Here is a 19,113-nt window from a genome sequence, read left to right as displayed (position 1 = left end):
AGCAAACTGCGTTGTATCTGTGGCGCTGGGTAGTCAACCGCTAACCCACGACAGTGCCGGGTGTAGTGCGTTGTGACTATAACTCAGAAGTAATGGACCCAGGACTGTTGCAAGTCCTCCGGCCGCCACTGCACCCTGTCGAGTCGACAAACGTGCGAAATCAGCGTCGGCGGCCGCCTATGGCGATGAAATGACAGCCTCCCATTGTCATTGGGGGGTGAATCGCTTCGAAGACAAGCGGTCGGAAGTACGGTACGACGATGGACAACCTACTGGACCCGCTTGACCAGCTCACGTTTGACGCCGAGCGAGCCACAGGAGTCGCGTCGATGCCACATCCTTTCTGGGTGTACAACCGCCCGGTCGACATCGACGGTCTGCGAAAGTTCCATCACCATCTTCAGCGCGGATGGTTACCCCGCCGCATCGAACGGTCATCGCTGCGGTTCGGCCGGCACCGCTGGGTATCAGCCGACGGTCCATCCGAGATTGAGGTCGCCGCGACGCCCCGCCCGCGCGCAGAACTCGACGCCTGGCTCGAGGAGCAGGCCACCATTCCCATCGATGCCGAGCACGGACCCGGGTGGCACCTTGCGGTGCTGCCCTTCACCGACGGCGGCGCGGCGGTGAGCTTGGCCGTCTCACATTGCCTCGCCGACGGTGCCGGGCTGTTGGAGGCGATGGCGGATGCTGCGGATGGCCGCGACGCCCCCATCAGCTGGCCTGCCGCTGGGGCGCGCGGGCGGTGGCAGGCGCTGCGCGAGGACGCCCGTCAAACCGTGCGCGACATTCCCGCCCTCGGCCGCGGCGCTGTTGCCGCGGCACGGCTGGCCCGGCGCGCCATCCGCGAGGGTGCCGGAGCCGCGCCGTCCACCACGCCACTGAGGCTTCCGGCCGGCGCCGACGAACCCGTCACCCCCCCAATGGCAACGGCCTTCGTCGACGTCGGCGAGTGGGAGGCTCGCGCCCACGCGCTGGGCGGGACCAGCAACGCGCTGCTTATGGGATTGGCGGCCCACTTGGCCCAGCGAATAGGACGGGTCACCCCCGACGGCTCGGTCCTCATGAGGATGCCGGTTAATGAGCGTGCCGCCGGCGATACGCACGCCAACGCGGTCAGTCATCTCACCGTCACGGTCGACCCCGCCCGTGCGACGACGGACCTGCGCGAGATCCGGGCCGCAGTCAAACAAGCACTGATCAGCCACCAGGAGCTGCGCGACGACGAGCAGGCAGTGATGTCCTTCGTTCCTCTGCTGGGTCTGATGCCCAAACGGTTTGTCAGGCTGGTCGACAATACCGTCGTCTCATCCAATATCGGTGTGGTCAACTCGGCCGTCACCCGGCCAGACGGCACAGACGCCGATCTCTGGGCCTCGAGGCTTTCTTACCGAGGTGTGACCAAAACGTTGATGCACCGTTTGGGCGGAGCCTTGTACGTTTTGTCAGGAATTGCGCAGGGACAGGTCTTTGTCTCGGCCACTGTCTATCAGCCGGGCTATGCCAACTCGAAGGAAGCTTTGCGACAAGACCTTTCGAAGACCTTGAATGAGTTCTCGCTCACCGGCACGTATATCGGAGCGCCCCCGGCCACACCAGTGATGGATCAGCACCAGTGCCGGGAGGCTGTTCGACAGCAAGGCGCCAATCGGTGAGTCTTCAATATCGGGAGCACTTTGCCCTCACGTACTATCAACCCGTCTAGCGGGGTCCGGTTTGACGCCCCGGTTGTAGCGCAGTGATACGCGAAGGGTAGCGGCTAATGACAACCTTCTTGTTCGTGCTGGGGATGGCCCGATCCGGCACCGCCGCGCTGACACGCGTCCTGTCGCTGTCTGGGGCCGCACTTCCGCCGGGCATGATCGGGGCCGCGAAAGCCAACCCGCGTGGCTTCTGGGAACCACGCCAAGCCAGCTACCTCAACGAAAAAATCCTGCGCCGCCACCACAGCGGCTCCGCTGACCCCACCCTGCGCCTCCACGAAGAAGACGTCGACCGACGAGACATCGCCGAAATCAACGCCTATCTCACCACACTGCCGCAGTCGGACCTCTACGTCATCAAGGACCTTCAGATGACCGCCATAGCCGGTATGTGGTTCGAAGCCGCCCGCATCGCCGGTTACAACGTCGGCACCGTGATCGCGGTACGCCACCCCCACGAAGTCATCAAGTCCGCAACCGCGATGATGCCAGTCATCAAGCCCGAACTCGCCGCCGCGCTCTGGCTGAAAAACAGCCTGCTCGCCGAACGCTACACACGCGGGCTGCCCCGCGTGTTCGTGGAATACTCTCACCTTCTTAAGGATTGGCGCGGGGAGGTCAAAAGGATCTCCACAGCTCTGGACATCGATCTCAAACCCGACGAGACCGCGATTAATGAATTTCTCGCCGCCGACGAGCGCCACCAGCAGGCCGAAGGATCCGCATGCCCAGAACCATTCGGTACCGAATGGCTGACCACTACCTACCGCAATCTGCACCGGGCCGCGGATGGCGACACGTGGAGCCAAGACGAGTTAGACGGTGTCTTCTCCGATTACGGGGCCAGCGAACAACACTTGCGCACCGCTCTCGACAACTATCGGCGCGTCACCAAGGCGCAGCGTTTCGTTCCACGCAAACTCATCTTCGAAATCGCCGCACTCGCTCACCGGCGCAAGGGCACCTGGGCCTGAAATTCGCCGCCGCAACCGCCGCTTCCTCAAAACTTCTGAAATTTATAACTATCACGTGATTGAGTCGTGTCGGAAGGCGGTTTCGGACTACCGCACGCAACACGGAGTATCCGCGGAGCTCGTTGGCATAGACAGGAGTAGTGCGCTGTGGCGCAACCAATCAAGATTATTGGGACACAATGAAAGTCGAAGAGCCCGCACTACGAGCTCTGTGCGCGAGCTCAGAGTCGCGATTTGGGCTGTGGAGCGAGTTCTTGCGGTCCACGCAAGTCAAGTCGATGGCCGAAATCGGCGTCTATCGGGGCCGCTTCGCGGCCGAGATGCTTGCCTCGTGCAGTTCGATCCAGAGGTACTACATGGTCGATCCATGGCGGCATTTGGACGACTGGAACAAGCCGGCCAACACGGACGATGCCCGGTTCGCCACCTATCTGACGGAGACAAAGGCCAATACCGAGTTCGCGGGCGACAAGCGCATTATCCTGCCTGGAACGACAACGGAGGTCCTCGACGAGATTCCAGACAGCAGCCTCGACTTCGCCTACATCGACGGCGACCACACGCTACGCGGTATCACGATCGATCTCATCAAGGTCTATTCCAAGGTCCGCGAGGGCGGAGGGATCGGCGGAGACGACTTTACGCACACGGTCTGGCAGCACGGGGATCGCTTCGAACCGACGCTGGTGTTCCCGTTTGCGGTCTACTTCGCAGAGGCGGTGGGCGCGCGCATCTTCGCGCTACCTCACTTGCAATATCTCATCTGCAAGCCAACGGAAACAGAGACAGGCTTCGAGTTCGTCGACCTCACCGAGAGCTATCCTGACACAGCGCTCCAGGGGCAGTTCCGGCTCCGGCACGTCCTCCGCGGCTGGGTCACCGACACATTCTCGCGCAAGATCTTCGCCGAGAGACTCCCGAAAAACGTCAAGGACGAGATAAATAAGTCACGGTCGCGATAGCGCAGCACTCCGGCGGCGCGGTGCTAGCGCCGGTCACCGGTGCCGCACTCATCGAACCCGTTGCGTGCTTTGGGCATTGGAGTGCTCTTCGATGCGCCGACGACAGTTCTTTTGGCCGGCCAGGTGCCCGCGCCCAGCACTGCCGGCTCTCGGGTGGTGCCACAAGCACCCGGGCTCTGAACCACCAGGCTCAGGCGATGCCGATGCCCCTGGCCAGCTGAAAGAACCCAACCACTGCAAAGATGGCTACCAGCACCTGGCGACGGTGAGCCAGTGCCCAGTCGTGCAGCGGCCGTAGCACCGCAAGGGTTTTCGCTGGCGCGATCAGATAGCTGACCAGGGTGATCTCGACAACCGCAAACATTGCCATGACGAACACGATCACCGCGATGACCTGGGTGGCGATCGCGGCCCCCGAGCCCACGACGATCGTCTCTACGTATAGCACCAGAAGGGGCGGCGGAAATCCGCCGAGGCCGAACACGAACGCGACCCACAAGGCTCCATTTTCCCAGGCATTTTGGAGGCGACTGAGCACCCGCCGGAACACCGACCCGCCGTTCGTCGGGGCCTCCTGCGGGCGGCCAAAAGGTGTGATCGGCCTCGACGTATCCGAGTCCTGGATCATGACCGACGTGTTGCCAACCGGTATCGGCAGCCGCGCCCGCTCACGCACCATGCGCACCGACATCACCGCGGCAATGGATAACGCAAGCACGCCCATGCCGAGTTGGACGCATCGCGCGGCGGGGCTCGTATCCGGGGTGCCCATATCTTCCGCAAAAGAGGTCAATGTGGGTGTTGAGTGCAGTAACACCAGCGGAATCAGCAGGCAGGGCAAATTCACCATCACACTGCCCGCCCAGTAGGCCGCCAGGCCTTGCACCGGCCGCGGCCGCGAGACCAGGAGAACGATGACGGCAAGAAGTACCGGATTGACCGCGAACAGAAACGCCAGCCCCAGAAGTGAGCTCCACACGGCCCGGAACACTACCCGGTTCGGCATTGAGTTTTGTGTGTGCTGCCATTTTTGAAAGTTCTTTGGGTTGTTTGTCTGCCAATTCGAGCAGGATTCCGTTGCGGGCCATGAGCTAGGCCCCGCTGCTCACCGGCAACCTCCGGGCACCATGACACCGGATACCTCGATGTGCGCGCTGATAAGGCGGACAGCCAGGTGCAAATCCTGCCCTGGCATCAGCCCCGTGCGTGCGCGAGCAGCTCTTCTTCTCGATAGTTGCGTATCAGTGTGGCCATCCCAACTCAAATGACTGCTTGAGACACGACCTTTCGAGCGTCCTGAACGATTTTTCGCGCACGGCAAGTATCTCTGCGAGTCCTCGAATCACACACCACTTACAGAATCAGCCTGTCGAATCCACGATATAAGTGTTCGATGCGCTCTACCCGCGACCAACTGCTGCACGTGGTTCGCCGTGATCGTCGTCCGGATACTGAGATCGTGACGCTCGGGCGGCGTCCTGCTCAAAGAGCAACTGCCCGAGGTGTTCCGGCTCGAGGGCGGCCAAGGCCGCCAGCTGCTCGCCGGATCGAACACTACCGCGATCTGATCTACCCGACCTCTGCCTCGTAGTGTCCAACATCTGCTCTTGAGCCACCGAGGCCGGGCTCTGAGCTCATTCAGATGCCTCCCATGGCGCTGGCCACCAGCGAGACACCAGCTACTGTGCACATGGCTACGAGGATCTTCCGACGGTGTGCCAACGCCCAGTCGTGCAGCAGTTGCACTATCGCTTTTGTTTTCACCGGCCTTACCAGATAGCTCAGTAGGGTGACCTCGACAACCGTAAGCACGCCGATGACGAACACGATCGCGGCGGCGATTTGCGTGCCGACCGCGGCTCCTGAGGCCACGATGATAGCGAGCAAGAATAGACCCGCATCGGGTTCCACCCCGCCGAATGCCATGCCGATCACAAACGCGACCCACAACGATCCGCTTTCCCACGCATTGCGCATGCGGCGCAGAAGTCGTCGGATTGCCGACCCGTCCTCCGTCGCCGCATCCTGTGTGCGGTCAAACAACCACGAGATTGCGGTCGGTGTATTCGGCTCCAGCACCAGGGTCGACGTGTTGTCCGCGGCGTGTTTCGGCCGATGCGTCGGCTCGCGCCGGCGCGTCAGAGAGCGCACCGTCAACAGCGCGGCAATCGATAGCGCGAGCACACCCATGCCGAGTCGGATGTACCGGACAGTGGGGCTGGGAGCCAAATCGTCAGCAAAAGATCGAAACATTGGTGTGACGTGCAACAGCGTCAGCGGAACCACCACAGCGGGGACACACCCAACCAGGCAGCCGACCCCGTAGGTGAGCAGGTTATGCACGGGCCGTGGCCGCGAGATCACGAGAAGGGCAAGTGCGAGACGCACCGGGTTGAACGCCATCAGAAGCGCCAGCGCCAGCAGTGAGCCCCACACGGCCGGAAACATTACCGTGTGTGTCCCTTGGTTTATCGAAGCGTCTGCGGGTTTTCTGGCTCGGGCGCGCGCACGATTCCGTGCGGTGGTGAGCGCCTGAGCCGTTCAGGCTTGGACGCTCGACCGTGTGTCAGTTTTGGCACCGAAGCCCATCAGCGTGATGTTGGAGGACCGAACCCAAAATTGTTCGAATGTTTAGTGCCACGAAATCTCCAGAGTGAGAAAACCCGCGTGCCCATACCACAGCCCAGGACCTTCTCCTGCGACGGTCGGGTGTGTCGGCCGTTTGCCCAACACTTTTGGTTTTCAGGTCGTTGGTGCGGGCGTCGGGTTATGCTGCGCGGCGGTTGCGCATGTGATGTGGCTTGCGCTTTGGTTTCCCAGAACGCGAACGGGGAGGAAGGGCTGGGGGCAGCGATGAAGTTTGTGCTGACGTTCTATGGGACTCGTGGCGATGTCGAGCCCGGTATCGCTGTGGGCCGTGAGTTGGTGCGTCGTGGGCACGACGTCCGGATCGCTGTTCCGCCGGATTTGGTTGGCTTTGCTGAGGCGGCTGGTCTTGCGCCGGTTGCTTACGGGCCGGAGGTGAAGGTGTGGCAAAGCGTGAACCAGGACTTCACGGCACGTTTCTTGCGCAAGTTCTGGAGGAACTTTTGGAAGATCAGGGATCTGGTCGGGTTGGTGCGAGAGAATTGGCAGTTGTTCACCCAGTACTGGCGGGAGCTCAGCACGACGCTGAGGTCGCTGGCGGAGGGCGCCGACCTGCTGTTTACCGGAGTGATTGGTGAGGAGTCGGCCGGTAACGTCGCTGAGCATTACGGCATTCCGTTGGCCACACTGCATGTATTCCCGATTCGGGCCAACGGCCAGCTCGTTCCTGGGCTGCCGGCGCCGTTGACCCGTTTCACGATGAAGATGGGCGAGTGGTCGGCTTTGCCCATGATGAAAAAACTCGATGGCGGCGAGCGCCGCGAACTGGGCCTCCCAAAGGCGACAAAGCCTTCGCCGTGGCGGATCGCCGAACGCGGTTCGCTTGAAATTCAGGCCTATGATGAGGTCTGCTTTCCGGGACTGGTTGCCGAATGGGCGAAGTGGGATGGTCAACGGCCTCTTGTCGGCGCGCTAACGATGGACTTGCCGACCGACGCCGATGATGAGGTCGCGTCGTGGATAGCTGCGGGCACACCGCCGATTTTTTTCGGCTTTGGCAGCACCCCGGTCAAATCGGCCCCCGATACGCTGGCCATGATCAGCTCGGTGTGTACGCAGTTGGGCGAACGGGCGCTGGTTTGCGCCGGTTCGAGCGAATTCAGCGACGTTCCTCGTTTCGAGAACGTCAAGGTGGTGGACACGATGAATTATGCGGCGGCCTTTCCGGCGTGTCGCGCGGTCGTGCACCACGGTGGCGCGGGCACGACGGCCGCGAGCCTGCGAGCCGGGGTTCCCACGTTGATCCTTTCGACCGACCTCGATCAAACGCTCTGGGGGGCTCGCGTCAAACGACTGAAGGTGGGCACTGCGCGGCGTCTTTCGGCCACTACGCAGAAATCCTTGGTCGCAGACCTGCGCACCATCTTGGCTCCCGAATACGCCGCCCGGGCTCGGGAGATCGCCACCCAGATGATCAAACCCGACGAAAGCGTTGCAACCGCGGCCGATCTCCTGGAAAATTTCGTCCGGCTCCGAGGCGTCGGCTGACAGCACCGGCGGGCACTTCGTAACGATCGGCGCCGCCCATCCGCCTGGCAAGCGACACAGGAGGATCGCCGATCGAGGACCTGTCAGTCGTGCACTTTGACAGAACCAGCATGCCTTGAATGCAAGGGTGCTAGCCTGACCCAGTTGTAAGGATCTGGACCGTTAGTGGGTTCGAGCCTTCCAACGTCGGCGGCGCGACCTTTCGCTTTCGGGTGCTCCGGCTGAAAGACATTTAAATGATAAGCATTTAGCGGACAACGGAGGTTTACACCTGTGGCCCCTGCTGGCAGCCCGAAAAGGGTTTAAGCATGGTAGCTGACTATATGAATCACAGGAAGGTCCGCTCCTTTTCGGATATAGAGGAATTATGTCACCGCAATGACACTATTGTGACGTTGTGCGGTGGCGGCTTGGATAGTGCGTACCTGCTGGCGCAGCTGTCGAAACTTGATGTGAATCTTATTGCATTGTCCGTCGATATCGGGGACGACTTCGATATCGAACAATTCTCATACCTAGCGGACAAATTTGATGTAAATGTCACGCGTCTCGACTGCAGAAAAGAATTTGTCGAGGAGTTTGTCTACCCATCGATTCTTGCTGGCGGTCGGTATCTCGGTCAGCACCCCATTAGCGCATCGCTGTCACGACCATTGATTGCCCGAGTCGGAGTGGAGTTCGCGCGGTCCGTCGACGCCAAGTGTCTGCTCCACACAGCCAATCAGTCGCAGAATAGCTTGCGGAGGCTCAATGGAGCTATCTCCGACCTGGGTTTTGAAGGTTACTTCGGATCACCCTACGAGGTCGATGCCCTGGCCCGCGACTTCAAGCGTTTAGAACTCCGAGAGGCGTTTGGCATCTCTGGTTTCGCGAATCGGTTGACAAGCGTCGACACCAACTTGTGGTGCAGGGAGTTCGAGAGTGGCGCCCTAGACGACCCCGAAAGTTTCGAAATCGTTGAAAATCTGTACCAGTGGTCGATCCCAACTGAAACAGCGAGTCGTGTCATAGAGCTGCGCTTCGATAGAGGGCGTGTCGTATCAGTGGATTCGGAACCTGTCACTGATCTTATCGAACTGATTTCCGGCCTCAACGCCAAAGTTGGCCGTTACGGTATCGGACGGTTCTCCGGCCTCGAGCATCTAGAAGGTGGCGAGAAGGTACTCGAGGTCCGTGAGGCTCCTGCTGCGACACTCATCCTTGAAGGTTTCGCTCAGCTCGCCTCAGCGACGGTCGAAGTGGAGACACTTCGTTGGATGCGCACTCTTGGGGAAGCCTTGATTATGGAGGCTGTAGAGGGGCGATGGTTCCGCAGTCTCCGAAAGGCATTGCAGTCCTTCCTCGAAGTGAGTGCTCAACGCGTTAGTGGGGACGTCCGATTTACTCTTCGAAGCGGGGGGTTTGAACTCGCGGGCTTAAAGGCCGTATCACCGCTTTACATCCGTGATCGGGAGCAGTGGGAGTACCGAAAAGCTGCGGCGGCGAGGCCTGTTACAACAAGTGAGCTCGACGACCCCTCCATCTTGACTGGGCGCAGCATTGGTCTTGGCTAGCGTGTCGAACGGCCCGACGCCGGCGTGGAGCATCGACCCAGCCGCGAGAGGCTGTTACACGTTCGGGGATGCCCGCCGCGTGGCGTTGCTGTACACCGCTGATCACCAGGAAACTGCTTGCGTGCCCCGCCGGATGATCCGAACTCGACAACGTAGCCGTAACGTCGAACCATGAGCGGGCCTGGGGACCGTCCCCGCGGCATCAACGCAGGTCACCCCAGCGAGATCGGTGAGATGGATCTGCGGGTAAGGGCGCTGGAAAGCGTGCTCGTCGACAAAGGGTACGTCGATCCGGCGGCACTAGACGAGCTCATTGATACCTATGAGACACGCATTGGCCCCCGTAATGGTGCGCGCGTGATCGCTCGGGCGTGGGTTGATGCAACCTACCGCGACTGGCTGCTGACTGACGCCACCGCCGCGATCGCGTGGCTAGGCTATACCGGCCGGCAGAGCGAGCACATGATCGCAGTGGAAAACACGCCTCAGCGTCACAATCTCGTGGTTTGCACTCTGTGCAGCTGCTACCCATGGGCGGTGTTGGGCCTACCTCCTAAGTGGTACAAGAGCGCGCTGTACCGCTCGCGTGCGGTACGTGACCCGCGTGCTGTGCTGGCCGAGTTCGGCGTGACCCTACCGCCGGACACAGATATCCGGGTCTGGGATTCGACGGCCGAAGTCCGTTATCTTGTGCTGCCCATGCGACCGGTCGGAAGCGAAGACCTCAACGAAGAGGAGCTCGCCGCGCTGGTGACCCGCGATTCGATGATTGGAACCGCTCTACCCCGCAGCCCGACGGCCGTCGACGCATGAGCAGCGACGATTACGTTACGCACGCTGATGTGGGCGGCCAATTGGGATACGGTCCGATCAAGCTCGAGGCCGAGTGCGGACCGTGGCACGCGGCTTGGGAGCCGCGTGTATTCGCGCTTCAACTGTCGATGGGCGCAACTGGGGCCTGGAACCTGGACATGACACGTGCCGCGCGCGAAACCCTACCGGACTACGACCAACGCAGCTACTACGAAATCTGGTTCGGCGCGCTGCTCAAGCAGCTTGAGGAGCGCGGCTTGGTCTCCGCCGACGAAGTGGTTGCGGGCCGGTCGCTCCAGCCCCCCTCCGCGTTGCCCCGCGTCCTGTACGCGCACGATGTGCCGACACTGCAGGTTCGCGGCGCGCCCACCGAGCGGCTCGCAACCAAGGGTCCGCGGTTCGCCGTCGGTCAGCGCGTGCGCACGATTGCCGGGCCAATCCCGCATCACACGCGGCTACCCAGGTATGCGCAGGCCAAGCCGGCGGTGATTGAACGCGTGCACGGCATGCACGTCTTCGCCGATGCGAATGCCGGTGGTCATGGCGAACAGCCGCAGTGGCTGTACACGGTGGTGTTCCGGGGCGCCGACCTGTGGCCGGACGCTGAGCCGGGCCTGACGGTGTCGGTCGACGTATGGGAACCGTACTTGGAGGCAACATGAATCAGCCCGCTTGGGCTCCCGGGCCCGTCGGTGGCGACGAGCCGGTTTTCGCAGAGCCCTGGGAGGCAAGGGCTTTCGCGATCGTGGTTTCTTTGCACGGGCGCGGGTTGTACACCTGGACCGAATGGGCCGACGCACTGGCAACCCGAATCAAGGCGGCACAGGCGGCTGGTGACTCCGACATCGGCGACACTTACTACCACCACTGGCTTGGGGCACTTGAAGACCTGTTGGCGCGCAAAGGCATCGGCACGGCCGAGACGGCGCGCTGGCGCGATGCGTGGCAACATGCAGCCGGCCGCACACCGCATGGCAAGCCGATCGAACTACAAGCCGATGACTTTGCCGCAACACACAACAGCCGAGCGGCGAATGCCGCAAGAACCGAAAGACACCCCTCGACCAGCAGATAGTGCAAGTCCCGGAGTGGCAACGATCGACGCCGTCTCAAAACTTCTGGATGTCGGTTCGGTACCGCAGGTAGTGGGTTATGCTGCCCGGCAGTTGAACCTGCGGTGCGAGACTCGCACTTTCAATTCGCAGGAACTGCACGCGAAGTGAAGGGTCGAGATCCCGATGAAATTTGTGCTGGCAAGCTATGGAACTCGCGGCGATATCGAGCCATGCGTCGCTGTCGGCCGAGAGCTACTGCGTCGTGGGCACGAAGTGCGTATGGCTGTCCCGCCCGATCTGGTCAGCTTCGCCGAGGCGGCTGGTCCTGAGGCGGTCCCGTACGGACCAGATTTGCAGGACGTTCTGGACGCCCACCGCAACTTCTGGACTCACGTCTTCCGTAACTTCTGGAAAATCCAGGAGCTGATTAGGCTGCGGCGCGAAGTGATGGAGCCCTTTCTCCAGTCTTGGAAGGAGATCATCAGGACACTGACATCGCTGGCGGAGGGCGCCGATCTGCTGTTTACCGGGGTGAATTTCGAGGACGCCGCTGGCAACGTGGCCGAGTACTACGGCATTCCGTTGGCCACACTGCATATGTTCCCAATCCGGGCCAATGGCCAGCTTCTTCCATTCCTGCCGGCACCGTTGGGCCGCGCCGCAATGACGGGTGCCGAGTGGCTGGGCTGGCGCGCTGCGAAGAAGGTCGAGGGCGTGCAGCGCCGTGAATTGGGCCTACCAAAGGCGACAAGGCCCTCGCCCTGGCGGGTCACCGGCCGCGGATCGCTGGAAATTCAGGCCTACGACGAGATTTGCTTTCCGGGTCTAGCAGAGGAATGGGCGAAATTCGCGGACCACCGGCGTTTTGTTGGCGCGTTGACGATGGAGTTGCCAACCGATGCTGATGACGAGGTCTTGTCCTGGATTGCTGCGGGAAAACCGCCGATTTTCTTCGGCTTTGGCAGCATTCCCGTCGGATCTGCCGCCGACACACTTGCGATGATCAGCTCGGCCTGTGCGCAGCTGGGCGAGCGGGCGTTGGTTGGCGCCGCTGGGAGTGACTACACCCACGTGCCGCACTTCGAGCACGTGAAAGTGGTGGGCACGTTGAATTACGCGGCCGCCTTTCCCGCCTGCCGCGCGGTCGTGCACCACGGCGGTACGGGTACCACGGCCATAGGGCTGCGCGCTGGAGTTCCCCAGCTTATCCTTTCCACGGATTTCGACCAGACGCTCTGGGGATCTCGGGTCAAACGACTGAAGGTGGGTGCCAGTCGGCGCCTTTCGGCCACTACGGAAGAAACTCTGATCGCAGACTTGCGCACCATCTCCGCCGCTCCATACGCTGCCCGGGCCCGCGAGATCGCCACTCAGATGACCAAACCCGCCGAATGCATTACGGCCGCCGCCGACCTTGTGGAAAATTTCGCCGGCCTCAGTTCTCGATGAATAGACCGCAGCAATACACGGCCTGTTGCACCTCGACGCGCGGCAGGCGATGAGGAGCTGATCCGTGTCTGTGCTATGGGCGAAACCCGTTGGCTAACAGAGGTTCAGGCTCGACCCTAGATCCGAAGCTACGCGACCGGAAAGCGACGTCCCCTTACCAACCGCTTCCGACGGTCTTGTTGATGATTTTGGGGTAGATCGCGGCGGCCAAGTTGCAATGCGGCAGGAGGGTATGTCGGCGTGGATTGTGCTGCCGCACAAGGCATTACCGTGTTGCTACTTCGGCGATAGCGTCCCGGGAAGTGGTGGACTTCGGATCTGGCGTGGTTCACGCATTGCGATCAACGAGTCATGTTGAACGCTAGGTGATTTGGTGTTGTTTTGCAAGTGCTGCGGCGGCGTGTTTGGCGGCGATGACGGCCCGTAGTTCGTCCATGGAGACGTCGGAGAGGTAGCGGCGGGTGACCTGCCACTCGTCGTGGGCCTCGATCACCACGGCGGTGGCCAGTCGCAGGAACGCCGCGGGGTTAGGGAAAATCTCCACGACATCGGCGCGGCGCTTGGTCTCTTTGTTGAGCCGCTCGATTATCCGGCCTTCATGGGTGGGCCAACCCCGTGTGGGTTCGGGTGTCATCGGTCGAGGCGTTGGAGGTGGTCGGTGAGGGCGTGCGCGACGCGGTCGTGACGGGCTGCTTCGTCGGTCCAGCCACGGGTTTCGGCGTCGGCTTTAAGGGCCTGGATGTCGGCGAGTTGGTCGGTGAGGGCACCCCGGAATTCGGGTGCGGTGATGTAGTTGTCGCAGGTTTCACAGATGTTGGCATACGGGCATGCGCCAGCGGCCGGATGGCGAGCGCAGTAACCATGAGCGACACGGGTTTTCAGCATCTCGCTGTGCAGCCAGCTGATCTTGTCGGGCAGGATGGGTTTGCCGACTGGGGTGAGGGTGAACTGGCGGCGCATCCTGCCCATCGCCTCGTCGTAGGCGGCGCGCAGGGCGGGCGAGGCCAGGGTGGCGTAGCGCAGTGTCATCTGCGGGGTGGCGTGTCCGAGCAGCGCCATCAGTGCCTGCAGGCTCATGCCGGCGTTGGCGAGCTCGGTAGCCCAGGTGTGGCGCAGCTGATGAGGTGTGACGACCAGCGCTGTGCCGTCTGGTGCACGCAGCCCGGCGGATTCGGCGGCCGTGAGCAGCCCATTGCGCAGCCGCGTGTAGCCAAGGCGACGACCACGTTGGGTAAACAGAAAGTCGGTGAGCACACCGGTGCGTGGGTGCGGCAATGGCCGATGCGGGCCACGGCGGGCGACCCACTCGTCAAGAGCGGCGATCGTGGTCGCCGATAGTGGCACCATGCGTTCGGTGGCGAGCTTGCCCAGCGGCACCTTCAACCAGGTGCCGGCGGGCCCGTAGTCGATGATGCTGCTGAGCTCCAGGTCGAGCAGCTCCCCAGCCCGCAGCCCTGCACCGCGCAATACGGTCAGCCCGATGCACGCGAACCGATCATCCAGTTGGGCAACAGCATTCATCACCGCCGCGTCGACGTCTGGAGCCAATGCGCGTGGCAGCGGCTGGTCGAGTTTGGGGACGTCAGCGGCGAAGACCAGCCGCCGCGTCGGGGCCTGTTTCCAGCCCCAGGCGGTGATGTCGTCGAGCAGGTTGCGGAGACTGAGCACCGCTGATTGTGCGACTGCGGCCGAGATGGTGCGCCCGGCGCCGGCGGCGGCGCGTTGTCCGCGCCAGCCGCGGGTGCGATTCCACGCCAGGTAGCCCTCGATGCAGGCACGGTCTAGCTGGCCAAAGTTAGTCACCTGCCGGTGATGCGCGGTGAGGTACTCGGCGAACGGAAGTAGGTCGTTGATCAGCGATTCGACCGATTTCGGTCGCAGCACCGCCGCACGCACCCGGATGTAGCGCAATAGGGTGTCGCGGATCGGGTCGGCCATCGCCACATCGGTGAAGCGCTGCTCGAGGCTGCGTGCCCAGACTCGCCGCCGGGGTGCGGTGTCGACCACGCGGGTCTCATACAGCAGCTGCCGCAGGCTGGCTAACCGGGCCCGGTAGGCGCGCCGTGACGACGGCGCAGTTGAGCTTGCCGACAGCGCAGCGTCAAACTCCTCGATCACCTGCGCGGTCAGGTCGGTGACCAGCCCACCGTGCCAGGCCAACACCACCGCCAGGCACTCGCCGAGCACTGTCTCAACCCAGCAACTAGTCCATCCCAACCGATTTCCCGCCTCGCGCAGGGCTGCGAACCCAGTCGGGTCCCGTGCCTCAACTGCGGCACCGAGCCCGCTCAGCTGCTTGATGGCGGCCAGTTCCACATCCAGCCGTAACCGCCCGGTGCCGACCGCATAGCACAGCAGCGGCCACGCGCCGCTCGCTCGCAGTTCGGCCGCTTGCTCACGTGCCGGGAGCGCCATCCAGATAGTCAGATCCGGGTTGCAAGACACGAAGTCTCGCGCGATGCGGATCCGGTCCCGGATCGCACGCCCGCTCAGTTTCAAGCCCGCGACGTGGTCGAGGTAGTCATCCAACAGGGCGCCGGTCTCGACAGAACCGTGGAGGAGGGCGGTGGTCATCGCGATGCTCCCGCCAAGGTGGCGCGAGCGGCGCCGTATTCGGCGGCGAGTTGCTCGATCGACAGGTGCACGTAGCGGGCGGTGGTCTCCGGCGAGGCGTGTCCCATCAGCGCCCGCAAGGCGAGCAGATCGATTCCAGCCGAAGCTAGTTCGGTGCCATAGGTGTGTCGCAGCCGATGAGGGCGCACCCGGGTTGCACCAGAGAGTTCTCGATGGCGGCGAAACAGGCTGCGCAGCCCGGCCTCGCTGACCGGCGCTCCGCTGGTCGGGCCGCGCAGCACCACGAAACACTGCGGTGTCGTCAGCCCCGCGGGACGCTCCCAGCGCAGATAGGCCGCCACCTCGGTGAAAAACGCCGCGTCCACCGGCACGTGGCGTTCCTTGCCGCCCTTGCCGATCACCCGCAGCCGCCGCCGGCCCATGTCCACATCGGCCAGCAGCAGATCGCGCACCTCCGCCGAGCGCAACCCACCCAGCAGCATCGCCAGCACGATCGCCCGATCCCGGTGCGTCGCCAGCGTGGCCACGAATGTGTCGATGTCATTGGCCGGCAACGACTCCGGCAGCAGACGCGCCTGCCTCACCAACCGGCCACCAGCTCGGGCCCGCCCTGCACCGAGATGACCCAGCAGGCCCCGTTCCGAGCGGCGCAGTCCCTGCCCGCGCCGCGGCGACGGCACCGGATTGTCGTCACGACGTCCGGTCATCACCAAGTACTCGAAGAAGGCTCGTATCGCCGCGACCCGACGGTTGACCGTTGAGGCCGCAGCCGAGTGCGACCGCTGCGTGTGACCGGGACGCCCGCTTCGGCGCACCCCCTGCCAATCGATCCAGTCGAACACCCGCGGCGCATCAACCGCGTCCAACGCGACACCGTGCTCGCTGAGGAACCGCGCCAGATTCACGACATCAAACGCATATGCGCGCACCGTGGCCGGGCTGAAACCTCGTCCGGCCAGGTGCGCAAGAAACGCATTCGCCGCACCCCGGCCGTTCCAATCGCCGTCGAGCTGATAGCCACCGTCATACTCCCGCACGTGAACAGCCATTCCCGTCCTGCCTTCCCGTAACGCCCGGCCCTTAGCATCGACCCGCCATCGCGGACGGGGCCGGAATCTCACGCCGCAGCTCGGCTCGTGTCGCCCGAGGGCCGGTTAACGGATATGGGATTGTTCGACCAGATCTTCTGCCAATGCGCTCGCGGGAATGCGGTGAACGCCAGCACGTCGGTCTTCGCCTCGCCCATCATCACCGACACCTTCGGAAACGAGCCGGCCAAGGTGTCAGCGACGCGGTCCCATTGCTCGGCGACATCGGCCGGATCGGTGTGAGCGAAGATGGTCTTGACCGCAGCAGTGACCGCTGGGGAGTGTTTGGCCGATACTGCGGTGTGCAGGTTGCGCATGAAGTGCACCCGGCATCGCTGCCATGATGAGCCGGTGAACTGCTGAGTCACCGCGGCTTTCAGTCCGGCGTGGGCATCGGATATGACCAGGTGCACCCCGGTGAGCCCGCGCGACTTGAGTGAGGTCAGGAACTCGCGCCAGAACTCGTAGGACTCACTGTCACCCACCGCGGTGCCCAGCACCTCCCGGGTGCCGTCGATGGACACCCCGGTGGCCACCACCAGGGCCTGGGACACGACGTGCGCCCCCACCCGGACCTTGCAGAAGGTGGCATCGCAGAACACGTACGGAAACTCGGTATGGGACAAGCTGCGGGTGCGAAAGGCCTCGATCTCCTTGTCCAGTCCGGCGCAGATGCGCGACACCTCGGACTTGGACATCCCGGCCTGCACGCCCATCGCGGCGACCAGATCATCGACGCTGCGGGTGGATACTCCGTGCACGTAGGCCTCCATGATCACCGCGTGCAGCGCCTTATCGATGCGCCGGCGCCGCTCTAGCAGCGAAGGGAAGAACGATCCAGCCCGCAGCTTGGGGATCTGCACCTCGATGTCGCCGGCCGAGGTGGACACCGTCTTGGGGCGATGCCCGTTGCGATGAGTACCGCGATCGGTTGATCGCTGGTAGCGGCCAGCGCCGATCGCCTCGGTGGCCTCCGCCTCAATCAGCGCCTGCAGCCCGGCCCGGATCAGTTCGGCGAACACCGCCCCGGCATCAGCAGACTTCAGCGCATCGAGTTGAGCGAGCAGGGCAGAATGATCCTGGGTCATCGCGTCGTGTGTTCCTATCGTGAGTCACTTTGGTCGGTAACTCACTGACCACTACGCGATGGCCCACCCCAACACAGTCAACGACACACCCGGCCACTTCTACCTAGTCAGCCCCGGGACCCAAAACCCCACCACGCCAGGGGACTTACCCACTTCGGCAGCAAGTCGCTCGGTAGTGTTGTGCCGTGGGTCTTGGCAGGACACCGCGGGGTCTCTGTTGCCTGCGATGCTGGCGTGACGTCCTTGATCGCCCGGACTTCTATACGCGCACCACGGTGCGGCACGAAGGTGACGTGCTTCAGCGTCGGCTTCTCATCGGCTGCCGTAGTGGTCCTCAACTCGACCCGTCGCAGGATCTCACGCAGCGCGACGTGCATCTCGACCATAGCGAAGGTGGCACCGATGCAGCGGCGGCTTCCGCCGCCGAACGGCAAATAGGTGGTCGGGCTCAGGTTGGCGCCGATCATCCGCTCGGGGTCGAACCGGTCCGGATCCGGATAAAGTTCGGCGTTCTGGTGAACCAGCCCGATCGCCAGGCTCACTTCGACGCCGGCCGGCAGTCGGTAGCCGCCCACCTCGGTCGGCTCGGTCAGGAGCCGGGTCGAGCTGAATACCGCCGGGCGGCTCCGCAACGTCTCCTTTATTACCGCTTCGAGGTACTCGTCGCCGGCCGGATCGCCCGCCGCGCTGGCGTCGGCGGCGCGCACCGCCTTGGCCAGCGCGGCCGGGTGGCGGGTCAGCCGCTCCAGCGTCCAGGCCAACGACGACGCGGTGGTCTCGTGGCCGGCGCCGATCAGCGTCAAGAGCTGATCGCGCAATTCGCGGTCGTCCATCCCGCGCCCGGCGTCGTCGGCAGCGCGGACCAGCATCGCCAGCGCATCGGTGCGTTCGGCCAGGCCAGGGTCGGCGCGACGCTCGGCGATCTCGGCGTAGAGCAGGGCGTCGACTTGTGCGAATCGCCGACCCAACCCTCGCCACGGGCGACGGTGCCGCAGGTTCGGCTTCACAATCGCCGGCGTCTCCCACGGGCGCAGATAGAGCAGCGCGGGTACGACCTTGCGCAGCGCGGCCAGCCGGGTTGGGTCGGTGACGCCGATGACGGTCCGCAGGATCACCTCGAGGGTGACCTCAGTCATCCTGTCCGCCACCCGGAAGCTTTTGCCCACCGGCCATCTGGCGATGTTCTCGGCAGCGATCTCGGCCATCTGACCGGCGTGGTTCGCGACGGCGTCGCGATGAAACGCCGGCATTATCAGACGACGCCGGTCCCGGTGCTCGTCCTCGTCGAGGACAAACAGCGAACTCTTGCCGAGTATCGCGCCCAACATCGCGTTCGCTTCGCCGGCATGAAAAACCCGCGGGTCGCCCGCGAACACCGTCTTGATGTCGGCGGGATTCGCGAGATAAACCACCGTGCCCTTCAGTGGTTCACGCACCGCGAACACGTCGCCGTAGCGGCGATGGCATGCGGTCAAGAAGCGCAACCCGTAGCGCAAACTCAATAAGGACTGCACAAACAGGGGAAGCGGAGGTCCGGGCGGCAGTGTAGTAGACACGGTATCGGTCACCCGCCGATCGTAGCTATCAGCCATTGGCACGGATCGCCGGGATGATCGCAATCGGTGCCACCGACTGGTTGACGCTGCTAGCGTCGATTGTGATGGGGTCACCTGGCGGCCATGTGCTGATTTGGCCGGGACGTTTCAAGGCAGCATTTCCG

The 19,113-nt window shown here is 63.1% G+C and carries 14 protein-coding genes and 2 pseudogenes; 9 read left to right on the top strand and 7 right to left on the bottom strand.

All coding sequences use genetic code 11. From position 1 onward, the window contains the following. Nucleotides 1–260: 260 nt before the first annotated feature. From AC5Y5W_RS20700 to AC5Y5W_RS20690, 3 genes are all read left to right on the top strand, one after another. Entirely contained in the window at nt 261–1,655 is a 1,395-nt protein-coding gene (locus AC5Y5W_RS20700; protein ID WP_500012349.1) for a WS/DGAT/MGAT family O-acyltransferase, read from the top strand. A 107-nt stretch (nt 1,656–1,762) separates the two neighbouring features. Then, nucleotides 1,763–2,677 (top strand): sulfotransferase family protein, encoded by a 915-nt coding sequence (locus AC5Y5W_RS20695; RefSeq protein ID WP_500012351.1) that lies wholly within the window; start codon nt 1,763–1,765, stop codon nt 2,675–2,677. A gap of 278 nt (nt 2,678–2,955) precedes the next feature. Beyond that, entirely contained in the window at nt 2,956–3,639 is a 684-nt protein-coding gene (locus AC5Y5W_RS20690; protein ID WP_500012353.1) for a class I SAM-dependent methyltransferase, read from the top strand. A 190-nt stretch (nt 3,640–3,829) separates the two neighbouring features. Here the strand turns inward: AC5Y5W_RS20690 and AC5Y5W_RS20685 are convergent, their stop codons facing one another. Together AC5Y5W_RS20685 and AC5Y5W_RS20680 are read right to left on the bottom strand one after the other, a co-directional pair. After that, nucleotides 3,830–4,618, bottom strand: a complete 789-nt coding sequence (locus tag AC5Y5W_RS20685) for a GAP family protein (RefSeq protein WP_500012437.1) — start codon at nt 4,616–4,618, stop codon at nt 3,830–3,832. Nucleotides 4,619–5,277: 659 nt separating this feature from the next. Next, nucleotides 5,278–6,087, bottom strand: a complete 810-nt coding sequence (locus tag AC5Y5W_RS20680; RefSeq protein WP_500012355.1) for a GAP family protein — start codon at nt 6,085–6,087, stop codon at nt 5,278–5,280. A gap of 405 nt (nt 6,088–6,492) precedes the next feature. On the opposite strand from AC5Y5W_RS20680, the gene AC5Y5W_RS20675 reads away from it, so the two are divergent. The 6 genes from AC5Y5W_RS20675 to AC5Y5W_RS20650 all read left to right on the top strand — a co-directional run bounded on the left by AC5Y5W_RS20675 (nt 6,493) and on the right by AC5Y5W_RS20650 (nt 12,643). After that, complete coding sequence (locus tag AC5Y5W_RS20675) at nt 6,493–7,773, top strand: glycosyltransferase (RefSeq protein WP_500012440.1); 1,281 nt, start codon at nt 6,493–6,495, stop codon at nt 7,771–7,773. 308 nt (nt 7,774–8,081) lie between these two features. Continuing rightward, nucleotides 8,082–9,326, top strand: a complete 1,245-nt coding sequence (locus AC5Y5W_RS20670; RefSeq protein WP_500012357.1) for an argininosuccinate synthase-related protein — start codon at nt 8,082–8,084, stop codon at nt 9,324–9,326. Between the two features lie 234 nt (nt 9,327–9,560). Further along, nucleotides 9,561–10,139: a nitrile hydratase subunit alpha gene (gene nthA / locus AC5Y5W_RS20665; RefSeq protein WP_500012359.1), complete on the top strand. Its 579-nt coding sequence runs from the start codon at nt 9,561–9,563 to the stop codon at nt 10,137–10,139. Next, nucleotides 10,136–10,801 (top strand): nitrile hydratase subunit beta, encoded by a 666-nt coding sequence (gene nthB / locus AC5Y5W_RS20660; protein WP_500012361.1) that lies wholly within the window; start codon nt 10,136–10,138, stop codon nt 10,799–10,801. The genes nthA and nthB overlap by 4 nt, the downstream gene beginning before the upstream one ends. After that, the gene (locus AC5Y5W_RS20655) at nt 10,798–11,214 is read left to right on the top strand and encodes a nitrile hydratase accessory protein (RefSeq protein WP_500012363.1); all 417 of its coding nucleotides are present in this window, start codon (nt 10,798–10,800) and stop codon (nt 11,212–11,214) included. The genes nthB and AC5Y5W_RS20655 overlap by 4 nt, the downstream gene beginning before the upstream one ends. Before the next feature lie 163 nt (nt 11,215–11,377). After that, the gene (locus tag AC5Y5W_RS20650; RefSeq protein ID WP_500012365.1) at nt 11,378–12,643 is read left to right on the top strand and encodes a glycosyltransferase; all 1,266 of its coding nucleotides are present in this window, start codon (nt 11,378–11,380) and stop codon (nt 12,641–12,643) included. 361 nt (nt 12,644–13,004) lie between these two features. Here the strand turns inward: AC5Y5W_RS20650 and AC5Y5W_RS20645 are convergent. From AC5Y5W_RS20645 to AC5Y5W_RS20625, 5 genes and pseudogenes are all read right to left on the bottom strand, one after another. After that, nucleotides 13,005–13,229 (bottom strand): annotated as a pseudogene (locus AC5Y5W_RS20645) (transposase); the annotation flags it as partial. A gap of 44 nt (nt 13,230–13,273) precedes the next feature. Continuing rightward, nucleotides 13,274–15,217 carry a tyrosine-type recombinase/integrase gene (locus AC5Y5W_RS20640; RefSeq protein WP_500012367.1) on the bottom strand — a complete coding sequence of 648 codons (1,944 nt, stop codon included), beginning with the start codon at nt 15,215–15,217 and terminating at the stop codon, nt 13,274–13,276. Beyond that, entirely contained in the window at nt 15,214–16,266 is a 1,053-nt protein-coding gene (locus AC5Y5W_RS20635; RefSeq protein ID WP_500012369.1) for a tyrosine-type recombinase/integrase, read from the bottom strand. The genes AC5Y5W_RS20640 and AC5Y5W_RS20635 overlap by 4 nt, the downstream gene beginning before the upstream one ends. Nucleotides 16,267–16,379: 113 nt before the next feature. Further along, nucleotides 16,380–17,393 (bottom strand): annotated as a pseudogene (locus AC5Y5W_RS20630) (IS256 family transposase); the annotation flags it as partial. A 107-nt stretch (nt 17,394–17,500) separates the two neighbouring features. Further along, the gene (locus AC5Y5W_RS20625; RefSeq protein ID WP_500012371.1) at nt 17,501–18,961 is read right to left on the bottom strand and encodes a cytochrome P450; all 1,461 of its coding nucleotides are present in this window, start codon (nt 18,959–18,961) and stop codon (nt 17,501–17,503) included. Nucleotides 18,962–19,113: the final 152 nt, after the last annotated feature.

The organism is Mycobacterium sp. NGS51, assembly GCF_059812525.1.
The sequence above is the reverse complement of the archived record's forward strand: the minus strand, read 5'-3'. Positions and strand labels throughout refer to the sequence as shown.

Bases quoted from the DNA above. Each gene is read 5' to 3' on its own strand.
- AC5Y5W_RS20650 (WP_500012365.1), top strand. From the start codon at position 11,378: ATGAAATTTGTGCTGGCAAGCTATGGAACTCGCGGCGATATCGAGCCA.
- AC5Y5W_RS20695 (WP_500012351.1), top strand. From the start codon at position 1,763: ATGACAACCTTCTTGTTCGTGCTGGGGATGGCCCGATCCGGCACCGCC.
- nthB (WP_500012361.1), top strand. From the start codon at position 10,136: ATGAGCAGCGACGATTACGTTACGCACGCTGATGTGGGCGGCCAATTG.
- AC5Y5W_RS20635 (WP_500012369.1), bottom strand. From the start codon at position 16,266: ATGGCTGTTCACGTGCGGGAGTATGACGGTGGCTATCAGCTCGACGGC.
- AC5Y5W_RS20680 (WP_500012355.1), bottom strand. From the start codon at position 6,087: ATGTTTCCGGCCGTGTGGGGCTCACTGCTGGCGCTGGCGCTTCTGATG.
- AC5Y5W_RS20655 (WP_500012363.1), top strand. From the start codon at position 10,798: ATGAATCAGCCCGCTTGGGCTCCCGGGCCCGTCGGTGGCGACGAGCCG.
- AC5Y5W_RS20675 (WP_500012440.1), top strand. From the start codon at position 6,493: ATGAAGTTTGTGCTGACGTTCTATGGGACTCGTGGCGATGTCGAGCCC.
- AC5Y5W_RS20690 (WP_500012353.1), top strand. From the start codon at position 2,956: ATGGCCGAAATCGGCGTCTATCGGGGCCGCTTCGCGGCCGAGATGCTT.
- AC5Y5W_RS20670 (WP_500012357.1), top strand. From the start codon at position 8,082: ATGGTAGCTGACTATATGAATCACAGGAAGGTCCGCTCCTTTTCGGAT.
- nthA (WP_500012359.1), top strand. From the start codon at position 9,561: ATGGATCTGCGGGTAAGGGCGCTGGAAAGCGTGCTCGTCGACAAAGGG.
- AC5Y5W_RS20700 (WP_500012349.1), top strand. From the start codon at position 261: ATGGACAACCTACTGGACCCGCTTGACCAGCTCACGTTTGACGCCGAG.
- AC5Y5W_RS20640 (WP_500012367.1), bottom strand. From the start codon at position 15,217: ATGACCACCGCCCTCCTCCACGGTTCTGTCGAGACCGGCGCCCTGTTG.